Source organism: Streptomyces sp. LMG1-1-1.1, assembly GCF_040815545.1.
GTDB lineage: Bacteria > Actinomycetota > Actinomycetes > Streptomycetales > Streptomycetaceae > Streptomyces.
In genome coordinates, this window is the sequence record NZ_JBFPNH010000033.1 from 26841 (window position 1) to 48877 (window position 22037).

21 protein-coding genes are annotated in these 22037 nt (G+C 71.9%); 10 read left to right on the forward strand and 11 right to left on the reverse strand.

Going from position 1 to position 22037, the window contains the following annotated elements:
- Positions 1-10 precede the first annotated feature (10 nt).
- Positions 11-838, reverse strand: coding sequence for a serine hydrolase domain-containing protein (locus MRBLMG1_RS19960; protein WP_367825443.1), 828 nt, complete (start codon positions 836-838; stop codon positions 11-13).
- A gap of 51 nt (positions 839-889) precedes the next feature.
- Here MRBLMG1_RS19960 and MRBLMG1_RS19965 point away from each other — a divergent pair, with 51 nt between their 5' ends.
- On the forward strand, positions 890-1306 hold the full coding sequence (locus tag MRBLMG1_RS19965; protein WP_367825444.1) for a MerR family transcriptional regulator: 417 nt from the start codon (positions 890-892) through the stop codon (positions 1304-1306).
- Positions 1303-2325, forward strand: coding sequence for an aldo/keto reductase (locus tag MRBLMG1_RS19970; protein ID WP_367825445.1), 1023 nt, complete (start codon positions 1303-1305; stop codon positions 2323-2325). The genes MRBLMG1_RS19965 and MRBLMG1_RS19970 overlap by 4 nt, the downstream gene beginning before the upstream one ends.
- 44 nt (positions 2326-2369) lie before the next feature.
- Here the strand turns inward: MRBLMG1_RS19970 and MRBLMG1_RS19975 are convergent, their stop codons facing one another.
- From MRBLMG1_RS19975 to MRBLMG1_RS20005, 7 genes are all read right to left on the reverse strand, one after another.
- Entirely contained in the window at positions 2370-3587 is a 1218-nt protein-coding gene (locus tag MRBLMG1_RS19975; RefSeq protein ID WP_367825446.1) for an acyltransferase family protein, read from the reverse strand.
- Positions 3584-4564: an alpha/beta hydrolase gene (locus tag MRBLMG1_RS19980; protein WP_367825447.1), complete on the reverse strand. Its 981-nt coding sequence runs from the start codon at positions 4562-4564 to the stop codon at positions 3584-3586. The genes MRBLMG1_RS19975 and MRBLMG1_RS19980 overlap by 4 nt, the downstream gene beginning before the upstream one ends.
- A 308-nt stretch (positions 4565-4872) precedes the next feature.
- Entirely contained in the window at positions 4873-5559 is a 687-nt protein-coding gene (locus MRBLMG1_RS19985; RefSeq protein ID WP_367825448.1) for a response regulator, read from the reverse strand.
- A complete protein-coding gene (locus tag MRBLMG1_RS19990) occupies positions 5556-7028 on the reverse strand; it encodes a sensor histidine kinase (protein WP_414721616.1) in 1473 nt (490 codons plus the stop codon). Before MRBLMG1_RS19990 ends, MRBLMG1_RS19985 begins: the two co-directional genes overlap by 4 nt.
- A 219-nt stretch (positions 7029-7247) precedes the next feature.
- Positions 7248-8180, reverse strand: a complete 933-nt coding sequence (locus tag MRBLMG1_RS19995; protein ID WP_367825449.1) for a DUF4429 domain-containing protein — start codon at positions 8178-8180, stop codon at positions 7248-7250.
- A gap of 74 nt (positions 8181-8254) precedes the next feature.
- Positions 8255-9469 (reverse strand): alpha/beta hydrolase, encoded by a 1215-nt coding sequence (locus MRBLMG1_RS20000; protein ID WP_367825450.1) that lies wholly within the window; start codon positions 9467-9469, stop codon positions 8255-8257.
- 144 nt (positions 9470-9613) lie between these two features.
- Positions 9614-10249: a TetR/AcrR family transcriptional regulator gene (locus MRBLMG1_RS20005; protein WP_367825451.1), complete on the reverse strand. Its 636-nt coding sequence runs from the start codon at positions 10247-10249 to the stop codon at positions 9614-9616.
- 117 nt (positions 10250-10366) lie between these two features.
- Between MRBLMG1_RS20005 and MRBLMG1_RS20010 the strand changes: the two genes are divergently transcribed.
- Together MRBLMG1_RS20010 and MRBLMG1_RS20015 are read left to right on the forward strand one after the other, a co-directional pair.
- Complete coding sequence (locus MRBLMG1_RS20010; RefSeq protein ID WP_367825452.1) at positions 10367-11989, forward strand: MFS transporter; 1623 nt, start codon at positions 10367-10369, stop codon at positions 11987-11989.
- A 157-nt stretch (positions 11990-12146) separates the two neighbouring features.
- A complete protein-coding gene (locus tag MRBLMG1_RS20015) occupies positions 12147-12635 on the forward strand; it encodes a peptidase inhibitor family I36 protein (RefSeq protein WP_367825453.1) in 489 nt (162 codons plus the stop codon).
- Here the strand turns inward: MRBLMG1_RS20015 and MRBLMG1_RS20020 are convergent.
- Positions 12616-13386, reverse strand: coding sequence for a potassium channel family protein (locus tag MRBLMG1_RS20020; RefSeq protein ID WP_414721617.1), 771 nt, complete (start codon positions 13384-13386; stop codon positions 12616-12618). The genes MRBLMG1_RS20015 and MRBLMG1_RS20020 overlap by 20 nt on opposite strands.
- An 80-nt stretch (positions 13387-13466) precedes the next feature.
- Positions 13467-16199, reverse strand: a complete 2733-nt coding sequence (gene aceE / locus MRBLMG1_RS20025; protein WP_367825455.1) for a pyruvate dehydrogenase (acetyl-transferring), homodimeric type — start codon at positions 16197-16199, stop codon at positions 13467-13469.
- A 418-nt stretch (positions 16200-16617) separates the two neighbouring features.
- Here aceE and MRBLMG1_RS20030 point away from each other — a divergent pair, with 418 nt between their 5' ends.
- From MRBLMG1_RS20030 to MRBLMG1_RS20055, 6 genes are all read left to right on the forward strand, one after another.
- The gene (locus MRBLMG1_RS20030; RefSeq protein WP_367825456.1) at positions 16618-17040 is read left to right on the forward strand and encodes a DUF3052 domain-containing protein; all 423 of its coding nucleotides are present in this window, start codon (positions 16618-16620) and stop codon (positions 17038-17040) included.
- Between the two features lie 119 nt (positions 17041-17159).
- A complete protein-coding gene (locus MRBLMG1_RS20035; protein WP_367825457.1) occupies positions 17160-17618 on the forward strand; it encodes a peroxiredoxin in 459 nt (152 codons plus the stop codon).
- Positions 17619-17756: 138 nt separating this feature from the next.
- Positions 17757-18332: a TerD family protein gene (locus MRBLMG1_RS20040; protein ID WP_026058190.1), complete on the forward strand. Its 576-nt coding sequence runs from the start codon at positions 17757-17759 to the stop codon at positions 18330-18332.
- 82 nt (positions 18333-18414) lie between these two features.
- The gene (locus tag MRBLMG1_RS20045) at positions 18415-18990 is read left to right on the forward strand and encodes a TerD family protein (RefSeq protein ID WP_367825458.1); all 576 of its coding nucleotides are present in this window, start codon (positions 18415-18417) and stop codon (positions 18988-18990) included.
- Positions 18991-19018: 28 nt separating this feature from the next.
- Positions 19019-20167, forward strand: coding sequence for a DUF475 domain-containing protein (locus MRBLMG1_RS20050; protein ID WP_367825459.1), 1149 nt, complete (start codon positions 19019-19021; stop codon positions 20165-20167).
- 103 nt (positions 20168-20270) lie between these two features.
- Positions 20271-21008: a TerD family protein gene (locus MRBLMG1_RS20055; protein ID WP_367825460.1), complete on the forward strand. Its 738-nt coding sequence runs from the start codon at positions 20271-20273 to the stop codon at positions 21006-21008.
- A gap of 60 nt (positions 21009-21068) precedes the next feature.
- Here MRBLMG1_RS20055 and MRBLMG1_RS20060 read toward each other — a convergent pair whose 3' ends face one another.
- On the reverse strand, positions 21069-21926 hold the full coding sequence (locus MRBLMG1_RS20060) for a TerD family protein (protein WP_367825461.1): 858 nt from the start codon (positions 21924-21926) through the stop codon (positions 21069-21071).
- Positions 21927-22037: the final 111 nt, after the last annotated feature.

Genomic DNA, 22037 nt, shown 5'->3' on the forward strand with positions numbered 1-22037 from the left:
GCGAACCAGCTCAGCGCGCGCGCAGCTCCGCCAGGACCGCGTCCGTGAACGGCGGCCAGGCCTCGACCGCCCACGGCCCGAAGGGCCGGTCGCTGAGGGCGACGCACGCGGCCGCCGCCTCGGGGTCGATCCACAGGAAGGTGCCGGCCTGCCCGAAGTGCCCGAAGGTGCGCGGCGAGGACGTGGCGCCCGTCCAGTGCGGGGACTTGGAGTCGCGGATCTCGAAGCCGAGACCCCAGTCGTTCGGCTGCTGGCGCCCGTAGCCGGGCAGGATGCCGGCGAGACCCGGGTACGTCACGGTCATGGCGTCCAGCACGGTCCGGGCGTCGAGCAGCCGCGGCGCCTGCACCTCGGCGGCGAACCGCACCAGGTCGTCCACGGTCGACACGCCGTCCTTGGCGGGCGAGCCGTCCAGGGTCGTCGACGTCATGCCGAGCGGCTCCAGGACCGCCTGGTGCAGATACTCGGCGAACGGGATGTCGGTCGCCTTGGCGACGTGGTCGCCGAGCGCCTCGAAGCCGGTGTTGGAGTAGATCCGGCGGGTGCCGGGCGCGGCCATGACCCGGTTCTCGTCGAAGGCGAGCCCGGAGGTGTGGGCGAGCAGGTGGCGCACGGTCGCGCCCTCGGGCCCGGCGGGCTCGTCGAGGTCGATCGCCCCCTCCTCGTACGCGACGAGGACGGCGTACGCCGCGAGCGGCTTGGTGACGGAGGCGAGCGGGAAGCGCTGCCCGGTGGGGCCGTGGGACCCGGCCAGGGTGCCGTCCGCGCGGACGACGGCCGCCGCCGCGGTGGGGACGGGCCAGTTCTCGATCGACGCCAGACTGGACAAGTTGCTCATGGCGCCGAGCCTACTTGCTTCGAGTGCACTCCAACGTTTTAGCGTGGGGGCATGAGCGTGATCGCGAGCACGGCCCCGCGTACGGACGGCACCCGGGCGCACTACACCATCAGCGAGGTCGCCGCCCTGACCGGCCTCTCGGCGCACACCCTGCGCTGGTACGAGCGGATCGGCCTGATGCCGCACGTCGACCGTTCGCACACCGGGCAGCGGCGCTTCACCGAGCGGGACCTCGGATGGCTGGCCTTCGTCGGCAAGCTGCGGCTGACCGGGATGCCGGTCGCCGACATGGTCCGGTACGCCGAACTCGTCCGCGAAGGCGACCACACCCGCGACGAGCGCCGCGAACTCCTGGAGACCACCCGGCGCGACGTCCTCGCCCGGATCACCGAGCTCCAGGACACGCTCGCCGTGCTCGACATCAAGATCGGCCACTACGGCACTGCATGCGGAGGCACAACGTCATGACCAGCGTGACCAGGATCGACACCGTGCGGCTCGGCCAGGACGGACCCGAGATCGGCGTCCAGGGCTTCGGGGCCATGGGCATCAGCGAGTTCTACGGCGACACCGACGAGGCAGCGGCCCGCGACACGCTCGACGCGGCCCTGGAGGCCGGCGTCACCCTCATCGACACCGCCGACATCTACGGCAGCGGAGCCAACGAGGAGTTCCTCGCGCCCTTCCTCGCGGCGCACCGCGACGAGGTCGTCCTCGCCACCAAGTTCGCCATCGAGCGGCGCGCCGACGACCCCACCCACCGGGGCGTCCGCAACGACCCCGCCTACATCAGGAAGGCCGCCGAGGACAGCCTCCGCCGCCTCGGCGTCGAGACCATCGACCTCTACTACATGCACCGCCGCGACCCGGCGGTCCCCTTCGCCGAGTCCGTCGGCGCGATGGCCGAACTCGTCCAGGAGGGCAAGGTCCGCTTCCTCGGCCTGAGCGAGGTCACCGGGCCCGAGCTGCGCGAGGCCCACGCGGTGCACCCGATCGCCGCCCTCCAGTCGGAGTGGTCGCTCTTCTCCCGGGACGTCGAGCGCAGCGCCGTCGGCGCCGCCGCCGAGCTCGGCGTGACCTTCGTGCCGTACTCGCCGCTCGGCCGCGGCTTCCTGACCGGGGCGTTCGCGGACGCCTCGAAGGACCTGTCGGGCGGCGACTACCGCAAGTACCAGCCCCGGTTCACCGGCGAGAACGCCGAACGGAACGCGGCCCTCCTCGACCCGGTCCGCAAGATCGCCGCCGCGCACGGGGCGACCCCGGCGCAGATCGCCCTCGCCTGGGTCCACCACCAGGCCTCCGTCCACGGCCTCACCGTCGTCCCCATCCCCGGCACCCGCAAGCGCTCCCGGCTCCTGGAGAACGCGGCCGCCACCCGCATCGCCCTCACCGCCGACGAACTGGCCGAACTGGAGCCGATCGCCGGCCTGGTGGCCGGCGACCGCTACCCGGACATGAGCCACACGGCGGTGCACCGGGAGGTCTGAGCCCGGCCGCGCCCACCCGACGCGCCCCGGTCGGCCCGGCCGGATCACGCGAGCCCCAGGGCGAAGACCGCGAAGCCCGCCGCGAGCAGCCCCGCCGCGGCGCGTCGGGCCGGGCCGGTCTTCGCCCACGGGGACTCGAACCCCCGCGCGTACCGCCCGACGAGGACGAGGAGCCCGGCGAAGACCGGCATCCACGCCAGCCGGGCGAGGATCCAGCCGACCGAGTCCGGCGCTCCGACGAGCCCCGGGACCTCCCCGAGGTACGAGGCGGGGATCGCGGCCGTGAGCATCGCCGTCTGGTGCCAGCACAGGATCGTCATCGCGGACAGGTTGACGATCACGACGGGCGCCCACAGCGCCGGCCGCCTCAGGAACGCACCAAGGCGGTCGCGGAGCAGGATCGCCGCGCCGCCCTGCGCGGCGGCGAGGGCGAGGACGAGCAGCGACGGCGGATGCGAGTTGGTGCGGGCCTCGCCGGGGACGCCGACCATCGACGCCGGGTAGCCGAAGAACACCAGGAGGGCGGCGAAGAGCGCGGCCCCGCCCAGCAGCAGCGCCCAGGCGTGCCGCCGGGTGACCCGGCCCTCGCCCCACGAGACGCCGAGCTGATAGGCGAAGAGCCAGCCGGGCAGGATGTTCAGGAGGCTCAGCCAGGACGGCACGGCGTCGGCGAACGGCCCGTACCGCAGGAAGTCGACGACGGCGACCGACGCGAGCAGCGGCGCCGCGGCCCACACGCCGAGCCGGCGGGCGAGCCGGACGCAGTACGGGGTCAGCGCGGTGACCACCGTGTACACGCCCACGAACCAGAGCGGCTGGACCACCAGCGTCGACGCCGTCCGCAAGGTGTCCACGGGCACCCCGACGCCGAAGTGGAGCAGCGGCAGCAGCGCCGCCCACACGGCGGTGACCCCGAGGACCGGGCGGCCGAGCCTCGCCAGCCGCCCCTTCAGCCACTCGCCCGTGGAGCCCTCGCGGCGCCGGTACGACAGGACCGAGGCGTAGCCGCCGACGAGGAAGAAGATCCCCAGCATCTGGAGGATCCAGCTGACCGGGGCGAGACCGGCGAACGTACCGAGCGGGCTCGCGTTGTGGATCGCCCCGTCGGCGGAGAGCGTGAAGCCGCCGAGCAGCCAGTGCCCGGTCGGCACGGCGAGCAGCGCGAGGGCGCGGAGCCCGTCGATCGCCCGGTCGCGGTGGGCGGGGGTGCCGGACTCGATCCTGGCGGCCGTCTTCCGGGCCGCGGTGGCGAGGGCGCTCATCGGACGTCCCCCTCGGCGATGGCGGCGAAGGCACGCAGGGAGCCGGTGCCGGCCGCGAAGTAGCCGCCGTGGCCGACGGCGTCGTCGGCCGGGATCCGGCGGGCCCCGAAGTCCGGGTCGGTGGGGTCGGTGCCGTGCCCGAGGCCCGCGACCTCGACGTTCGGGATCCGGTCGATCCAGTCGGTGGGGTCCTTCGCCGCCCAGACGCGGGCGGAGGTGCCGAGCTCGGCGACGTTCCCGGCGCGCATCCCGGGGGAGCCGAGGACGACGAGGTCCTTGGCCTTCAGATCGCGGGCGGCGAGGCCGCAGACGACGGAGCCGTAGCTGTGGCAGAACACCGCGGGCTCGGCCGCGCCGACCGCCGCGAGACCGTCCGTGAACCGGGTCAGCCGCACCGCCCCGGCCTCGGCGAGCCGGCCGGTGGCCGCGTCCAGGCCGACGCCGACGGGGGTCGTGTACCCGACCCAGGCGACGACCGCCGTACGCCCGCCGGTCGCCCGGCGCAGCGCGGCCGCCATGTCCGCGAGCGGCCGGACGTGACCGGCGTCCACGTCGGACCCGGGCACGATCACGGCCACGTGCTCCGCCCGCGCCAGGTCCCCGTACACCAGGGCCACCTGCCCCCGGCCGCGCGGATCGTGGGCCAGCACCCGCGCCCCGTCGAACTCCCCGTACGCGGAAAGCCCGTTGGCCTCGTACCGCAGCTCCAGCGGCGCGCCGTCCAGGTTTCCGACGACCGTCGGGTACGTCCGGGCCAGTTCCCTCTGCCGTACGGGGCTCAGGCCGGCGAAGTACCGCGCCACCTCGGCCGGCCCCATCCGCTCCGGGTCCGGCAGCCCCGCCGCCCGCCACACCCCCGTCCCCGCCGGCGCCCCGGTCACCGCCTCCTGGGCGTTCCCGGACGCCCAGCCGGCCGTCCCCGCCATCGCGGTGGCCACCAGGGCCACGGTCGTCAGGGTCCTCGCAAAGCGGCGCATGGGGTCGCCCTCCCTCTCCGGTACTCGCTCGTTCGTCGGCGAGAGGAAGGTAGGAAGACGACGGGTGACGGCACGTCACACCCGGGGGCCAACTCCCGGCTGATACCGGGGTAGGGGTGGTTGAGCAGCCAACCCCCGGCGAGGGGTGGGGTTTTCCCCCGGGCGAGGGCCGGGGCGGGGACCGCCCCGGGGGGTGCTGCTCGGAGTCGCCCGGGGGTGCTGCTCGGAGTCGCCCGGGGGCGGCGGCCGGAACTGCCCCGGGGTCAGTGGCCGGAGGAGCCCGGGGACGGCGGTCGGAACCGCCCAGGTCAGCGGCCTGCGTCGCCCGGGGTCACCAGCCCCGACTCGTACGCGAAGACCACCGCCTGCGCCCGGTCGCGCAGGTCCAGCTTGGCGAGGACGCGCCCGATGTGGGTCTTCACCGTCTGCTCGGCGAGCACGAGGTGGTCCGCGATCTCCTGGTTGGACAGGCCCCGCGCGATCAGTTCGAGCACCTCGGTCTCGCGCGGGGTGAGGCCGTTGAGGCGCAGCGCGGTCGTGTCGCGGCGCGGTGCGGGGCGGGAGGCGGCGAAGTCGGCGATCAGGCGCCGGGTCACGGACGGGGCGAGCAGCGCCTCGCCGGCCGCCACCACCCGTACCGCCGCGATGAGATCGGCGGGCGGCGCGTCCTTCAGGAGGAAGCCCGACGCGCCCGCCCGCAGCGCCTCGTACACGTAGTCGTCGACGTCGAAGGTGGTCAGCATCAGCACCTTCGGCCGGTGCGTGACACCGGTCGGCGGGTGCAGGATCTCCCGCGCCGCCGCGAGCCCGTCGAGCTCCGGCATCCGCACGTCCATCAGCACCACGTCCGGGTGCGCCGACCGCGCCACCTCCACACCCCGGCGGCCGTCGGGGGCCTCGCCGACCACGTCGATGTCGGGCTGGGCGGCGAGCAGCGCGGCGAAACCGGCCCGCACCATGGCCTGGTCGTCGACGATGATCACGCGGATGGTCACTCGGGGTCCTCAGGGGTCGTGGCGGGTGCCGGCCCGGCGTGCGCCGTCGACCGGGCCGGGTCCTCGGACGGCACCGGGTCCGGCGCCAGGGGCAGCCGGGCGGCCACCCGGAAACCGCCGTCCGGCAGCGGCCCGGTGTCGAGCGAGCCGCCGGTCAACCGTACGCGCTCCCGCATCCCGACGAGCCCGTGCCCGGTGCCCGCCGCGCCGCGCTCCACCGCGGAACCGGCCTCCGTCGCGGGCCCGTTGACGACCAGGACCGTCAGCCAGCCGTCCTCCGCCCGCACCGACACCCGGGTCGACGCACCCGGCGCGTGCCGCACGACGTTCGCCAGCGCCTCCTGCACGATCCGGTACGCCGACAGGTCGACCGCCTGCGGTACGTCCCCGAGATCGGCGGCGAGCCGCAACTCGGCCGGCACCCCGGCCCGCACCGTCGCCTCGACCAGCTGCTGGACCCGGTCCAGGCCCGGCTGCGGGGCCCGTTCGCCCTCGCTTCCGTCACTGCGCAGCACCGACAGCAGCCGCCGCATCTCGGCCAGCGACTCGCGCGCGCTCGCCGCGATCGAGGTGAACTCCTCGCGGGCCGCGTCCGGGAGTCCGGGAATGCGGTACGGGGCCGAGTCGGCCTGCACGGTGATCACGGACATGTGGTGCGCCACCACGTCGTGCAGCTCGCGCGCGATCCTCGCCCGCTCCTCCAGGAGCGTGCGGCGGGCCCGCTCCGCCTCGCTGATCGTCTCCTGCTCCACGAGCCGCCGCTGCGCGTCGCCCCGGGCGCGCACCGCCGAGGTGAGGAGCAGCAGCACCCCGCTCAGGACCAGCAGCAGGGTGTGGATGCTGGTGTACCCGTCCGGCCGGAACGCCTCAAGGACGTAGCCGGCCACCCCGGTGGCGAGCCACACGCCGAACAGCGCCCGTCGCGACTCCCGCAGGCCCAGCGCGACCATCAGCACGCAGTAGCCGACGAGCACCGGCGGCGGCCACGGCCAGTAGTCCGCCCGCGCACCGTCCGCGCCGAGCAGCACCAGCGCGCCGAGCACATCGGCGGCGAAGACGATCCACCAGGCCTGGAGGGGACGGGCCACGGCGAGCAGCAGCGGCAGCGTCTGCGCGGTGCCGAGCGCCCCGGCGAGGGCGCCGTTGACGCCGTAGTCCCCGATGAGCAGCACGATCGACGAGGGAAGGAGGGCCCCGACACACGCGAGCGCCACGGCGTACGGCAGCAGCCGCACCCACCGCGAGGACGCGTCGGCGAGCAACGGCGCCCCCGGCGTCGACGGCGTTGTCAGCGCCGACCCGAGCCCCTGGAACATCCCGCCCGTCCGGGCGGTGAGCTGTCGGAGCCGGAGCCGGCGGGCACCGGACGGACCGCCGGCGGGCGGCGCTCCGGTGTGCGGGCGGGCGGCGGGCGGCCCTCCGGCGGTCGGGCGGGCGGTGGGCGGCTCGGGCCGCGGTTCGGTAGCCATGACCCGCTCAGGGTAGGCAGCCCACCCCGCCCCCGACGTCATACCGGGGACCGGGGTGCGACCTGATACCGGGGTATGACAACCGGCCCCGGCGGCGTCGTCAGGGACCTCCGGGCCCCTTCGTCAGAGCTCCGCGAGGAGCTCGTCGTCAGATACCCCCGGGTCCCTTCGTCAGAGCTCCGCGAGGAGCTCGTCGTCAGATACCCGCGGGTCCCTTCGTCAGAGCTCCGCGAGGAGCTCCGCCTTCTTCGCCGAGAACTCCGCGTCCGTCACGAGACCCGCCTGGTGCAGCTCGCCCAGGTGCCGGATCCGCTCCGCGACCGCCCCGGGGTCACGGCTCGCCCCGTCGCGCATCCCGGCCGGGACGGAGACCGGGACGGGCACGCGGTCCGTGGCGCGGCCCCGGATCGCGGCGAGGACCGCCGCGGCGAAGGGGAGCGACAGGTGGACCGGCCCGTAGCCGAGGCCGAACACGACCGACGCCGGGTCCAGGTCGGGCTGCGTCGCCCGCGGCGCCCCGCCCCGGGGCACCAGGCGCAGGTACCCGTCGAGGACCTCCGGCGAACGCCACTCGACCCCGCACAGGTCCCGCACCGAGAAGGTCTGGTCGCCCGCCTTCCACTTCTCGGTCGACGCCCCGGTCCACGACCAGCGGAACGAGACCTCCGAGACCCCGTCGAAACTCGCCTTCCCGTCGTACGTCTTGAACGACTGCGGCCCCTGCGGCGGCTCCACCAGGAAACGGTCGGCGGGCGTCGGGGCCCCCGCGGCCCCGGCGTCCGCATCGGCCCCGGCGTCCGTACCGACCCCGGCGCCCGCGGGGAGGCGCGCCCGCAGCTCGTCCCGGTAGTACTCGGCGAGCGTCTCCCGGTCGGCGGGCAGCACGAGCCGGTACGGGTCGCAGGCCTCCTTCAGCTGCCCCGCGGCCACTTCCATCAGCGGATCGGCGCCCGGTCTCGGGACCGCGTGCAGCACCACGGTGCCCCGCTTGCCGGGCGTCAGCGTCACGGACGCCAACGCCTCGTGCGGTACTCGTCGTTCGCGCAGCACACTGAGGAGCTTCGGCGTGCGGTTCCCCCGATCGAAGCGGATGAGGAGGGCGTCGCTCTCGAACTCCCAGGTGGCATGATTTCCGGCCAGCACATCACCCATACGCCTCATCGTAAGCGGCGTGTGCCGCTGCGTCGCCCCTGTGAAAGGTCCGGAAATCGCGGGATCTACGCGCGTCAGGACCCTTCCGCGCCGGATATTCCGTCGTGGCAGGCGCTGTCGGCACGTGCGCAGACGAGACTCGGGAAGGCGCCGACGCCTATCGCGGCGAAGTTCCCGAGGCTTTCCGTGCCGGGCTCGAAATAACCGCTGTGGCCGACCGCGCCGTCCGCCGAGAGCAGCCGCGCCCCGAACTCCGGAGCCACCGGGTCGGCGCCGTGCCCGACCCCGCCCAGCTCCAGGTGAGGCACGTCGGCGATCCAGTCGTCGGCGTCCCGCATCGCCCACACGCGCGCGTGGGTGGCGAGCTCCGTCGCCCGCTCCACCCGCATGCCGGGGCTCCCGGCCACGGCGACGTCCGTCACCCGGGCGGGCAGCCGGGGCGCGGCGACCCCGCACAGCACGGAGCCGTAGCTGTGGCAGAAAAGCGCCACGCGCGCGTCCCCGGGGAGCGACTCGGTCAGCTGCACGAGCCGCACGGCGCCGCTTTCGGCCAGTCGGCCCGTCGCCGCGTCGACGCCCACCCCGGCGGGCGAGGTGAAGTCGGCCCACGCGATCACGGCCACGCGGGCGCGGGGCGAGGCCTGCCGCTCGGCGGTGAACAGGGCGTTGGCCATGCCCTCGGGGGCCCCGTACCGGCCGCGGGTCTTCTGGAAGGTGAGCAGGTTCGTGTCGACGCCGGGCACGATGACCGAGACCCGCCGGGCCCGCTCCAGGTCGCCGAGGACCTCGGCCGTCCGTCCGGTCCCCGTCGGGTCGAACGCGAGTATCTGGCGGCCCGGCCGCATGAGCGACGCGAAGCGGTCGAACCGGCGGCGCGCCTCGTGGCGGCCCTCGGAGGACAGCCGGGTGTCGTCGACCCGGAGCCGTTCGGAGTCGAGCGCCCGGCCGAGCGTGATCCGGTTGGCGCGGTAGCGCAGGGTGACCGGGGCGCCGTTGAGGTTGCCGACGACGAGCGGGTGCCGCTCGGCGAGCCGGGCCCCGCGCGCGGGGCCCAGCCCGGCGAAGAACGCGGCGACGGCACGCGCCGGCGCGGTCGCCGGGTCGGGCAGCGGACGGTGGTCGATCCGGTCGTGCGCCCAGGCGGCGAGCGCCGTCGCGCGCGACGGGCCCGGCACCGGCCGGTGCCGGATCGTCGTCCACCCGGTGAGCGCGAGGAGCACGAACACCACGCCGAGCGCCAGCAGGGCGCGCGCGACGGTGAGGGTGGGGGAGGCATCGGCTGAGGTCACGGGGCGCCACCCTACGGGGCGCGGGTTACGGAGCGGAGCCGAGCCCCTCGCCGTACCGGTCCCGCCGGCGCGGGGCCCGACCGGCGGGAACGCGCGTGGGCCCTGCCCCGGAAACGGAGCCGGGTGGGCATTCCGGACAGGGCCTCAGGAAGCGTCCCGCCAGCGCGGGGCCAGCGCCGGGCCGAGGTGGTCGAGGTACTGCTCGGTGAGGGCGCGGATGGTCTCCAGGCTCTGGTCCGTGCCCCGGCCCCACATCTGCCCCGTGACCCGCATGACGCCGCTGAACGCCGCCACCGCGATCCGGGGGCGCGGGTCCTCGTCGACGTCGAGGCCCTCGCGGTCGGCGATGATCCGGGAGATCGTCTCCTCCATCTCCGTGGAGCGGCGCAGGTGGACGGCGAGCAGCGCGGGCGTCGACTCGATCAGCCGGAACGTCCGCAGGTACAGCTCCACCGGCACGACCTCGGTGATGGCCTCGCCGATGGTGTCCCAGGCGGAGAGGACGGCGTTGCGCAGCGCGTCGAGCGGTCCCTCGTCCGGCGGGCGCTCGCCGAGGGTGCGGACGAACCGCTCCTCCACCATCTGCTGGACGGCGAAGGCGACCTCCTCCTTGGAGGAGAAGTAGCGGAAGAAGGTGCGCTGGGAGACCTCGACGGCCTCGACGATCTCGTCGACGGTGGTCCCCTCGTACCCCTGGGTGGTGAAGCGCTCCAGGGCCTCCCGGATCAGCGCGTCGCGCGTGCGCTGCTTCTTGCGCTCGCGCAGGCCGGGCACGGTCACGTCCGGTTCCTCTTCTCCGCCGTTCTGTCCGCCTCAGGGTACCTGTGAGCTACATGACAGTTACCGACGCGTGAACCGCTTTGTCAATTGTCAGTGACTGTCACTAGCCTCGTTCGCATGACTAGTCAGACCACCGTGGAAAAGACCCCGCAGGGTCAGGGGGGCGTCCGGGAACCCGATCCGGTCCCGGCGAAGGGACTGCGCGGGCACCCGTGGTTGACCCTGTTCGCCGTAGCCGTGGGCGTCATGATGGTGGCGCTCGACGGCACGATCGTCGCCATCGCCAACCCCGCCATCAAGACCGACCTCGGCGCCACGCTCGCCCAGGTCCAATGGATTACCAACGGCTACCTGCTCGCCCTCGCCGTCGCCCTGATCACCGCGGGCAAGCTCGGTGACCGCTTCGGCCACCGTCAGACCTTCCTCATCGGCATCGCCGGCTTCGCCGCCGCCTCCGGCGCGATCGGCCTCTCCGACTCCATCGGCGCCGTGATCGCCTTCCGCGTCCTGCAGGGCCTCTTCGGCGCCCTGCTGATGCCGGCCGCGCTCGGCCTGCTGCGCGCCACCTTCCCGGCCGAGAAGCTGAACATGGCGATCGGCATCTGGGGCATGGTCATCGGCGCCTCCACGGCCGGCGGCCCGATCGTCGGCGGCCTGCTCGTCGAGCACGTCAGCTGGCAGTCCGTGTTCTTCGTCAACGTGCCGGTCGGCGTCGTCGCGCTCGTCCTCGGCCTGGTGATCCTCAGGGACCACCGCGCCGAGAACGCGCCGCGCTCCTTCGACGTCGTCGGCATCCTGCTGCTCTCCGGCGCCATGGCCTCCCTCGTCTGGAGCCTCATCAAGGCCGGCGAGTCCTGGGGCTGGACCAGCGGCAAGACCTGGGGCTGCCTGATCGGCGCGGTGCTGCTCTTCGCCGTGTTCGCCTTCTGGGAGACCCGGGTCGCGGAGCCGCTCGTCCCGCTGGGCATGTTCCGCTCCGTGCCGCTGTCGGCCGGCGTGGTGCTGATGGTCCTGATGGCCTTCGCCTTCATGGGCGGCCTGTTCTTCGTGACCTTCTACCTCCAGGGCGTGAAGGGGCTCAGCCCGGTCGACAGCGGTCTGCACCTGCTGCCGCTGACCGCGATGATGATCGTCTCCTCGCCGCTGGCCGGCGCGCTGATCACCAAGTTCGGCCCGCGCGTGCCGCTGGTCGGCGGCATGGTCTGCACCGCCGTCGCGATGTTCGGCATGATCACGCTCTCCGCCGGCACCGGCACCTTCGTCATGTCCCTCTGGTTCGCCCTGCTCGGCCTGGGCCTGGCCCCGGTCATGGTCGGCGCCACCGAGGTCATCGTCGGCAACGCGCCGCTGGAGCTCTCCGGCGTCGCGGGCGGCCTGCAGCAGGCCGCCATGCAGGTCGGCGGCGCGCTCGGCACGGCGGTCCTCGGCGCCGTGATGTCCTCCAAGGTCTCAAGCGTCTTCGAGGACAACTGGAAGGAGGCCGGCATCCCGGTCCCGGCCGACCCGCGCCTGGAGCAGGCCGCCGAGTTCGGCATGGCGCCGCCGGAGCTGGCGAAGGCGCCGGGCATGACCCCCGACCTGTTCGACAAGATCTCCGGAGTCATCCACGACACCTTCCTCGACGGCATGGGCCTGGCCTTCACCGTCGCCGGCGGCGTCGCCGTCGTCGCGGCCCTCGTCGCCACGCTCACCAAGCGCGGCGAGAACGCCGAGGTGGGCGGCATGGGCGGCCACATCTGACGTCCGTCCCCGTTCCCGCCAGGGTTCCCGCATGGGTTCCCGTAAGGGGCCGTCACCCGTTCGCGTGAACGGGGGCGGCCCCTCTTCCGTCGGCCGACGACCTCCGCCATGCTCTTGATTACAGAGAGTGACGATACGGGGGTTCATCAGCATGTACATGTATACGAAGACCCTGCTCGCCGCGGCGGCCGTCCTGACCGCCGCGGCGACCACGGTCCTGACGGCACCGGCGGCACCGGCGGCACCGGCGGCTTCGGCGGCTTCGGCCGGCCTGGCGGCGCCGGCGCGTTCGGCGGCTTCGGCGGCCTCGGTGGCACCGGCTGTTTCGGCGGCCCAAGTGGCGGCCGCGCCGTCCGGGACCGTTCTCGGGGCCTGCGGTCCGGGCCGGCTCTGCCTCTGGTCCAAGCCCGACTTCAAGGGCCGGGCGCAGACCCACGAGCTGGCCACGACCGACATCGACAGCTGCATCGCCCTGCCGGCGGGCACCTCGGCCCAGTCCCTGGCGAACCGCACGGGACGGCCGGTCACCACGTACCAGTCCGCCGAGTGCGCGGAAGCGGGCGAGTTCGAGACCTACCCGGGCCGGGGGACCTGGGTGCCGCAGGCTCCCTACGAGGTCAGAGCGTTCAAGATCTGGGAGCGGTAGCGGCGGGCAGCTCCCGCGCCCCGTCCGCCGCCGGCGCCCCCGCCGGGCAGGAGAGCCGGGCCACCTCCGCGCGCAGCTCGCGGACCTCCAGGGTCAGCGCCTCAAGGAGCTCGGTCTGCCGGCGCTCCACGGCGTCGTCCCGGTCGAAGCGGGCGATGAACCAGGCGGCGATGTTGGCGGTGACGACACCGAGCAGGGCGATGCCCGACAGCATCAGGCCCACCGCGAGGACCCGGCCGAGACCGGTGGTCGGAGCGTGGTCGCCGTACCCGACGGTGGTCATCGTGGTGAACGACCACCAGACGGCGTCCCCGAGCGTCTTGATGTTGCCGTTCGGGGCGTCCCGCTCGACGTGCAGCACGGCGAGCGAGCCGAACATCATCAGTCCGACCACCGCGCCCGCCACATAGGTGGTGAGCGTTATCTGCGGGGCCATCCGGGCCCGCCGACCCACCAGGAGGAGTGTGGAGACCACCCGCAGCAGCCGCAGCGGCTGCACCATCGGCAGCAGCACCGCGAGCAGGTCGACGGGATGCGAGCGGACGAAGGCCCACCGGGCCGGGGCGATGGCGAGGCGGATCAGGTAGTCCAGGGCGAAGGCCGCCCACACGGCCCACTCGACATGGGTGCACAGCCGGTGCACCCACGGGTCGGCGCCGGGGGCGACGATCGGCACGGCGTACGCGAGGCCGAACGCCACGGCCAGCACCAGCAGCGGCACCTGCGTGCGCTCTTCCCAGCGATCCTTCATGCCGGGCATCGTAGAGAACGCCGAAGGGCGGCGGAGCCACCGGCCCCACCGCCCCTCACCAGGTGCTATGCGTGACGGACTCAGGCGTCGCCGCCCGCGGCGCCGGGGTCGGCGGCCGCCACGTCGAGCAGTTGGTAGCGGTCCACGGCCTGCTTCAGGGCCGAGCGGTCGACCTTGCCCTCGCGGGCGAGTTCGGTCAGCACGGCCAGCACGATCGACTGGGCGTCGATGTGGAAGTAGCGACGGGCCGCGCCCCGCGTGTCCGCGAAGCCGAAGCCGTCCGCGCCCAGCGAGGTGTACCGGCCCGGCACCCAGCGGGAGATCTGGTCCGGCACCGCGCGCATCCAGTCCGAGACGGCCACGAAAGGACCCTCGGAGCCCTGGAGCTTGCGCGTCACGTACGGGACGCGCAGCTCCTCGTCCGGGTGGAGCAGGTTGTGCTCCTCGACGGCCACGGCCTCGCGGCGCAGCTCGGTCCAGGAGGTCGCGGACCAGACGTCGGCCCGCACGTTCCACTCCTCGGCGAGGATCCTCTGCGCCTCGATCGCCCACGGCACCGCGACGCCCGAGGCCATGATCTGCGCCGGGACCGCGCCGGCCTCGGCCGGCTTGAAGCGGTGGATGCCCTGGAGGATGCCCTCCACGTCCACGTCCGCGGGCTCGGCCGGGTGCTGGATCGGCTCGTTGTAGACGGTCAGGTAGTAGAAGACGTCCTCGGCGGCGGAGCCGTACATCCGCCGCAGACCGTCCTTGACGATGTGCGCGATCTCGAAACCGAACGCCGGGTCGTACGCGATGCAGGCCGGGTTCGTCGAGGCGATCAGGTGCGAATGGCCGTCCGCGTGCTGGAGGCCCTCGCCCGTCAGCGTGGTCCGGCCGGCGGTGGCACCGAGCACGAAGCCGCGCGCCAGCTGGTCCGCCATCTGCCAGAACTGGTCGCCGGTCCGCTGGAAACCGAACATCGAGTAGAAGACGTACACCGGGATCAGCGGCTCGCCGTGCGTGGCGTACGCCGATCCGGCGGCGATCAGCGAGGCCGTGCAGCCGGCCTCGGAGATGCCGTCGTGCAGCATCTGGCCGGTCGGCGACTCCTTGTAGGCGAGGAGGAGTTCGCGGTCCACCGCCTCGTACTGCTGGCCCAGCGGGTTGTAGATCTTGGCGCTCGGGAAGAACGCGTCCATGCCGAAGGTGCGGTACTCGTCGGGGGCGATCAGCACGAACCGCTTGCCGATCTCCTTGTCCCGCATGAGGTCCTTCAGGATGCGGACGAACGCCATCGTGGTGGCGATCGACTGCTGGCCGGAACCCTTCCTCGCCGCCGCGTAGGTCGCGTCGTCGGGGAGGGCCAGCGGCTTCGCCCGCACGACACGGGTCGGCACGTACCCGCCGAGCGCCTTGCGGCGGTCGTGCATGTACTGGATCTCCTCGGAGTTCGGGCCCGGGTGGTAGTACGGCGGCAGGCCGTCCTCCAACTGCCGGTCCGTCACCGGGATGTGCAGCCGGTCGCGGAAGCGCTTGAGGTCGTCGACCGTCAGCTTCTTCATCTGGTGGGTCGCGTTGCGGCCCTCGAAGTTCGGGCCCAGCGTCCAGCCCTTGACGGTCTGGGCGAGGATCACGGTCGGCTGGCCCGCGTGGGCCTTCGCCGCCGCGTACGCCGCGTAGATCTTCTTGTGGTCGTGGCCGCCGCGGCCCAGGTGCAGGACCTGCTGGTCCGACATGCCCTCGACCATCGCCCGGAGCCGGTGGTCGTCGCCGAAGAAGTGCTCCCGGATGTAGCCGCCGGTCTCCGTCGCGTACGTCTGGAACTGGCCGTCCGGGGTGGTGTTCAGCTTGTTGACCAGGATGCCGTCGCGGTCCTGCGCGAGCAGCGGGTCCCAGGAGCGGTCCCAGATCAGCTTGATGACGTTCCAGCCGTTGCCCCGGAAGATCGACTCCAGCTCCTGGATGATCTTGCCGTTGCCGCGCACCGGGCCGTCGAGGCGCTGCAGGTTGCAGTTGACGACGAAGGTCAGGTTGTCCAGGCCCTCGCGCGCGGCGATGGAGAGCTGGCCGAGCGACTCGACCTCGTCCATCTCGCCGTCGCCGAGGAACGCCCAGACGTGGGACCGGGAGGTGTCGGCGATGCCGCGCGCCTCCATGTACCGGTTCATCCGGGCCTGGTAGATCGCGCCGAGCGGGCCGAGGCCCATCGACACCGTCGGGAACTCCCAGAAGTCCGGCATCAGCCGCGGGTGGGGGTACGACGAAAGGCCGTTCGGGAACTTCGACTTCTCCTGGCGGAAGCCGTCGAGCTGGGTGTCGTCCAGCCGGTCCAGGAGGTAGGCACGGGCGTAGATGCCCGGGGAGGCGTGGCCCTGGAAGAAGATCTGGTCGCCGCCGTCGCCCTCGTCCTTGCCGCGGAAGAAGTGGTTGAAGCCCACGTCGTAGAGCGAGGCGGAGGAGGCGAAGGTCGCGATGTGACCGCCGACGCCGATGCCCGGGCGCTGGGCGCGCGAGACCATCACGGCCGCGTTCCACCGGGTGGCGTTGAGGACCCTGCGCTCGATCTCCTCGTTGCCGGGGAAGAACGGCTCGTCCTTGGTGGCGATGGTGTTGACGTAGTCCGAGCTGCGCATCTCGGGCACGGCCACGCGCTTCTCACGGGCCCGCTCGATCAGCCGGAGCATGAGGTAGCGGGCCCGCTCACGACCCCGCTCGTCGACTGCCGCGTCGAGGGAGTCGAGCCATTCCTGGGTCTCTTCCGGGTCGAAATCCGGGACCTGGCTGGGAAGGCCGCCAATGATGATCGGGTTGCGATCGGATCCGGGAGCCACGCTCTTCCTTCGCTGTTCGGTGGTGCCCACGAGGCCACGGAGTGGTCGGGATGTCCATCGTGTACCCCGCTGACGCCAGACGTCACACTTACCGGGGGGTAACCCCCAGGGGTGTCCTCCACATCGCCGGGTGCGGTCAAATCGCAACCTTACGCTCAACTCGCGCATGCGTTTCGTCCGGGCGTTCGGCAGACTGAAACGGCAGAAGTCGGTAAACCAGGACGAACCATGTGTGCCTGATCACGAAGGAGGCTCCGAGCGTGCCGAAAGTTGGGGCGAGACGGCCCCAAACGTCACCGTTTCGGCGGTCTCCGCGGCCTGGTACTTGCGCGATCAGCCCCGGCACGTGTGGACTACGGCCAGCGCCACGCGCCTACGCGTGGCCCACAGCATTTTCCGAATGAGCAGGAGGCAAGCCGTGAGCGCGACCGCGGACCACGCGGAGGAGCGGACCAACCCGGCCGGCAGGCTGGGGTTCGAGCCCGGACAGGTGGTCCAGGAGATCGGCTACGACGACGACGTCGACCAGGATCTCCGTGAAGGCATCGAGTCCATCATCGGCCAGGACCTCGTGGACGAGGACTACGACGACGTCGCCGACGCCGTCGTGCTCTGGTTCCGCGACGAGGACGGTGATCTCACCGACGCCCTGGTGGACTCCATCGGTCTTCTGGAGGACGGTGGCACCATCTGGCTGCTGACGCCGAAGACGGGCCGTGACGGCTACATCGAGCCGTCCGACATCAACGATGCCGCGCAGACTGCGGGTCTCTCCCAGACCAAGAGCATCAGCGTCGCCAAGGACTGGACGGGCACCCGCCTGACGGCCCCCAAGCGCTGATCACCACGCTGCGAGTAGCCCCCGCCGGTCCGCCGGCGGGGGCTTTCGTGCACAGGCCGTAGGGTGGGTCTCACCGATTCGGCCCAGAGGTCCGGGTCCGTCGAAGGGATGCGTACGCGATGGCCATCGAGGTCGGCACCAAGGCCCCGGAGTTCGAGCTGAAGGACAACCACGGCCGCACCGTGAGGCTCTCGGACTTCCGCGGCGAGAAGAACGTGGTGCTGCTCTTCTACCCGTTCGCGTTCACCGGCGTCTGCACCGGCGAGCTGCGCGAGCTGCGCGACCACCTGCCGAGCTTCGTCAACGACGACACCCAGCTCCTGGCCGTCTCCAACGACTCGATCCACACCCTGCGCGTCTTCGCCGACCAGGAGGGCCTGGACTTCCCGCTGCTCTCCGACTTCTGGAAGCACGGCGAGGCCTCCCGCGCCTACGGCGTCTTCGACGAGGACAAGGGCTGCGCGGTGCGCGGCACCTTCGTCATCGACCGGGACGGCGTGGTCCGCTGGACCGTCGTCAACGCCCTGTCCGACGCCCGCGACCTCGGCGACTACCTGAAGGCGCTCGACGCCATCTGAGCCGGTCCGGGGCCGACACCCTCGGAATCACCGGTCGAATCGACTGTTTCGACCGGGAACCCGTCACTAGGATCCAGTCGTTGATCCGATGCCAACGCACGACTGGGGCGCTGCCCCTGAAAACGTATGGAGGGACTCGTGGGAGTCAGCCTCAGCAAGGGCGGCAACGTCTCGCTGACCAAGGAGGCCCCTGGCCTCACCGCCGTGACCGTCGGTCTGGGCTGGGACGTCCGCACCACCACCGGTACGGACTTCGACCTCGACGCCAGCGCCATCCTGGTGAGCGAGGAGGGCAAGGTCCGCAACGACCAGGACTTCGTCTTCTTCAACAACCTGAAGAGCGCCGACGGCTCGGTCGAGCACACCGGTGACAACCTCACCGGCGAGGGCGAGGGCGACGACGAGCAGGTCAAGGTCAGCCTGGCCACCGTGCCGGCCGACGTGGCCAAGATCGTCTTCCCGGTGTCGATCTACGACGCCGAGAACCGCCAGCAGTCCTTCGGCCAGGTGCGCAACGCGTTCATCCGCGTCGTGAACCAGGCCGGCGGTGCCGAGATCGCCCGGTACGACCTCTCCGAGGACGCCTCGACCGAGACCGCCATGGTCTTCGGCGAGCTGTACCGCCACGGCGCCGAGTGGAAGTTCCGCGCCGTCGGCCAGGGCTACGCCTCGGGCCTGCGCGGCATCGCGCAGGACTTCGGCGTCAACGTCTGAGCCGAACCGTTCGAAACGTCCGGCGCCGCACCTCCCGTGCGGCGCCGGACGTGCCTCATCACCACCGGGGAGGAACCGCATCATGGGCGTCACGCTCGCCAAGGGAGGCAATGTCTCCCTCTCCAAGGCCGCACCCAACCTCACCAAGGTCCTCGTCGGACTCGGCTGGGACGCGCGCTCCACCACCGGAGCCCCCTTCGACCTCGACGCCAGCGCCCTGCTGTGCCAGGCCGGCCGGGTGCTCGGGGACGAGTACTTCGTCTTCTACAACCAGCTGCGCAGCCCCGAGGGCTCCGTCGAACACACCGGCGACAACCTCACCGGCGAGGGTGACGGTGACGACGAGTCGCTGATCGTGGACCTCGACAAGGTCCCGGCGCACTGCGACAAGATCGTCTTTCCGGTGTCGATCCACGACGCCGACAACCGCGGTCAGAGCTTCGGCCAGGTCAACAACGCTTTCATCCGCGTCGTGAACCAGCTGGACGGTCAGGAACTCGCCCGGTACGACCTCTCCGAGGACGCGTCCACCGAGACCGCGATGATCTTCGGCGAGCTCTACCGCTACAACGGCGAATGGAAGTTCCGGGCGGTGGGTCAGGGGTACGCGTCCGGGCTCCGGGGCATCGCTCTAGACTTCGGGGTCAACGTTTCGTAAAGCCATGAATTCCACGATGGGGTAGACAGTGATTCTGAAAACCTTCGGCTGGTCGTTCGCGATCACTGTGCTCGGCCTGGCGGCCGCGGTGCTCTACGGGGGCTGGGAGGCCTTCGGTATCGTCGCGATCCTCTGCGTCCTCGAGATCTCGCTGTCGTTCGACAACGCGGTGGTCAACGCCGGAATCCTGCAGAAGATGAATGCCTTCTGGCAGAAGATCTTCCTCACGATCGGTGTGCTCATCGCCGTCTTCGGCATGCGGCTCGTCTTCCCCGTCGTGATCGTCGCCATCAGCGCGAAGATCGGCCCCATCGAGGCCGTCGACCTCGCGCTGAACGACGCCGACCGCTACCAGGAACTGGTCACCGACGCGCACCCGTCGATCGCCGCGTTCGGTGGCATGTTCCTGCTGATGATCTTCCTCGACTTCATCTTCGAGGACCGTGACATCCAGTGGCTGCGCTGGATCGAGCGCCCGCTCGCCAAGCTCGGCAAGGTCGACATGCTGTCGGTCTGCATCGCGCTCGTCGTCCTGCTCGTCAGCGCCATGACCTTCGCGACCCACGCCCACCAGCACGGCGGCACGCACGTCGACAAGGCCCAGACGGTCCTGATCTCCGGCATCGCCGGCCTCATCACGTACCTCGTCGTCGGCGGTCTCTCCGGCTACTTCGAGAACAAGCTGGAGGAGGAAGAGGAGCGCGAGCAGGAGGCCGAGGAAGAGGCCAAGCGCACCGGCAAGAAGGTCTCCGCGGTCCAGCTGGCCGGCAAGGCCGCCTTCTTCATGTTCCTCTACCTGGAGGTCCTCGACGCCTCCTTCTCCTTCGACGGCGTCATCGGCGCCTTCGCCATCACCAACGACATCGTCCTGATGGCGCTCGGCCTCGGCGTCGGCGCCATGTACGTCCGTTCGCTCACGGTCTACCTGGTCCGCCAGGGCACCCTCGACGACTACGTCTACCTGGAGCACGGCGCGCACTACGCGATCGGCGCCCTCGCGGTCCTCCTCCTGGTCACCATCCAGTACGAGATCCCCGAGGTCGTCACCGGCGGCCTCGGCGTCGCGCTCATCGGCTGGTCCTTCTGGTCCTCCGTGCGGCGCAACAAGGCGCTCGCGGCGGCCGAGGGCGGGCCCGGCTCCTCGGACGACAAGACCGAGGTGCCGTCCGGGGTGTGACACCCCCGGCAACGAGGAACGCTTCTCTGCGGGGCGGCCGGTGCACCCGGCCGCCCCGCAGGCATGTGCGGGCAGACGAAGAACAGTGGGGGGTGAAGGCGTCATGGCCTTCTGGGACAACCTTTTTCCGGGAAGGACGGCACAGTTCGACTCGGGCAGTGCCGCGTCGAACGCGATCGACCTGACGAAGCGGCGCCCGTCCGTGTCGCTCACCAAGCAGGGCGCCGCCACCGGCAACCTCCGGGTGAACCTCTCGTGGCGGATGCGGACCTCCGACATCGAGGGCCGCTCCCGGCAGAGCGGACGGCTGCTGCGGAACCCGGCGCAGCTTTTCAAGCCCGAGGTCGTCCAGGCCCACACCCAGGGCATGGTCAACGTCGACCTCGACCTGGGCTGCCTCTACGAGCTGACCGACGGCAGCAAGGGAGTGGTCCAGCCGCTCGGCGGCTTCTTCGGGGACCTGAACGCGGCCCCGTACGTGAAGCTGAGCGGGGACGACCGCTTCGGGGGCTCCTCCGGGGAGACGATCTTCGTCAATCTGGACCACCGCGACGAGATCAAGCGGCTGCTGTTCTTCGCGTACATCTACGACCAGACGCCGGCCTTCGACCGCACGCACGCCAAGGTCACGCTCTACCCGAGCAACGGGCCCCGGATCGAGATCGAGCTCGACGAGCGCGCCCCGCAGGCCCGCTCCTGCGCGGTCTTCTCCATGGAGAACGTCAAGGGCGAGCTGACCGTCCGCCGCGAGGTGCGGTTCGTGTACGGCTTCCAGGCCGAGCTGGACCGCCTGTACGGCTGGGGGCTCCAGTGGGGGCGCGGCTACAAGACCAAGGCATAGCCCTTGCCCACGCGGCCGCGCGCGGACGCGCCGGCGACCGCGGGACGGTCGCCGGCGTCCTCAGGACGACCTGACGAACTGCGGGCCCATCGGCGGCATCCGAAAGTCGGGCGCCGGGTGGTGCTCGGCGGCGGCCACGGGCTGCGGATAGCCGTACGCGGGGGCCGGGGCGTGCGCCGGCTGTCCCCCCGGGCCCTGCGGCGGGTAGCCGTAGCCGGGCGCCCGGTCGGGCCGGGGCGGCACCGTCGGCTGTGGCGGCACGGGTGCGGGCGTGTGGACCAGGGTCAGGTCCAGGTCGGGGGAGCCGCCCGGAGAGCCCTCCAGGACGCCGGCGGAGCCGTCCAGGGCCTCCTGGGCGGCCTCCTGCGCGGCGTCCTCGTCCACCGAGATGCCGAAGTCGGTGGCGAGGCCGATCAGGCCCGTCGGGTAGCCCTGTCCCACCGCGCGGAACTTCCAGGCGTCCCCGCGCCGGTACAGCTCACCGCAGATGACCGCCGTCTCCTCGCCGGTCTCGGCCGTCACGTCGAAGAAGGCCAGCGGCTCGCGGTCCGGCCCGGCTGCCGCGTCGTACACCAGGATCCGCAGGTCCGAGACGGAGCGGAAGGTGCCGCCGTCCGAGGAGGCCGCGATCACCACCCGGTCGACCGAACCGTCGAGGCCGGCCAGGTCGGCCTCGACGGTGTCCGTCAGACCCTCGGCGACCCGCTTCTTCGGCAGCCGCCGCACCAGGCCCGAGGGATGGCGCGGCTGGTTGTAGAACACGAAGTCCTCGTCGGACCGCACGCGCCCGGACGGCCCGAGCAGGAGGGCCGAGGCATCCACGTCGGGGACCCCGGGGCCCGGGGTCCAGCGGAGCACGGCCCGTACGGCCGCGGTGTCGAGAGGGACGTTGGAGCCCTTCAGCATCGCGTGCGTCATGACCGCAATCCTGCCCTCCCTGCCGACCCGCGGACAACGCGGGGGCACCACCGATACCGGGCCGAGACGACGGATGCTGACGAGTTACCTGAATTTCATGCACCGAGGGAA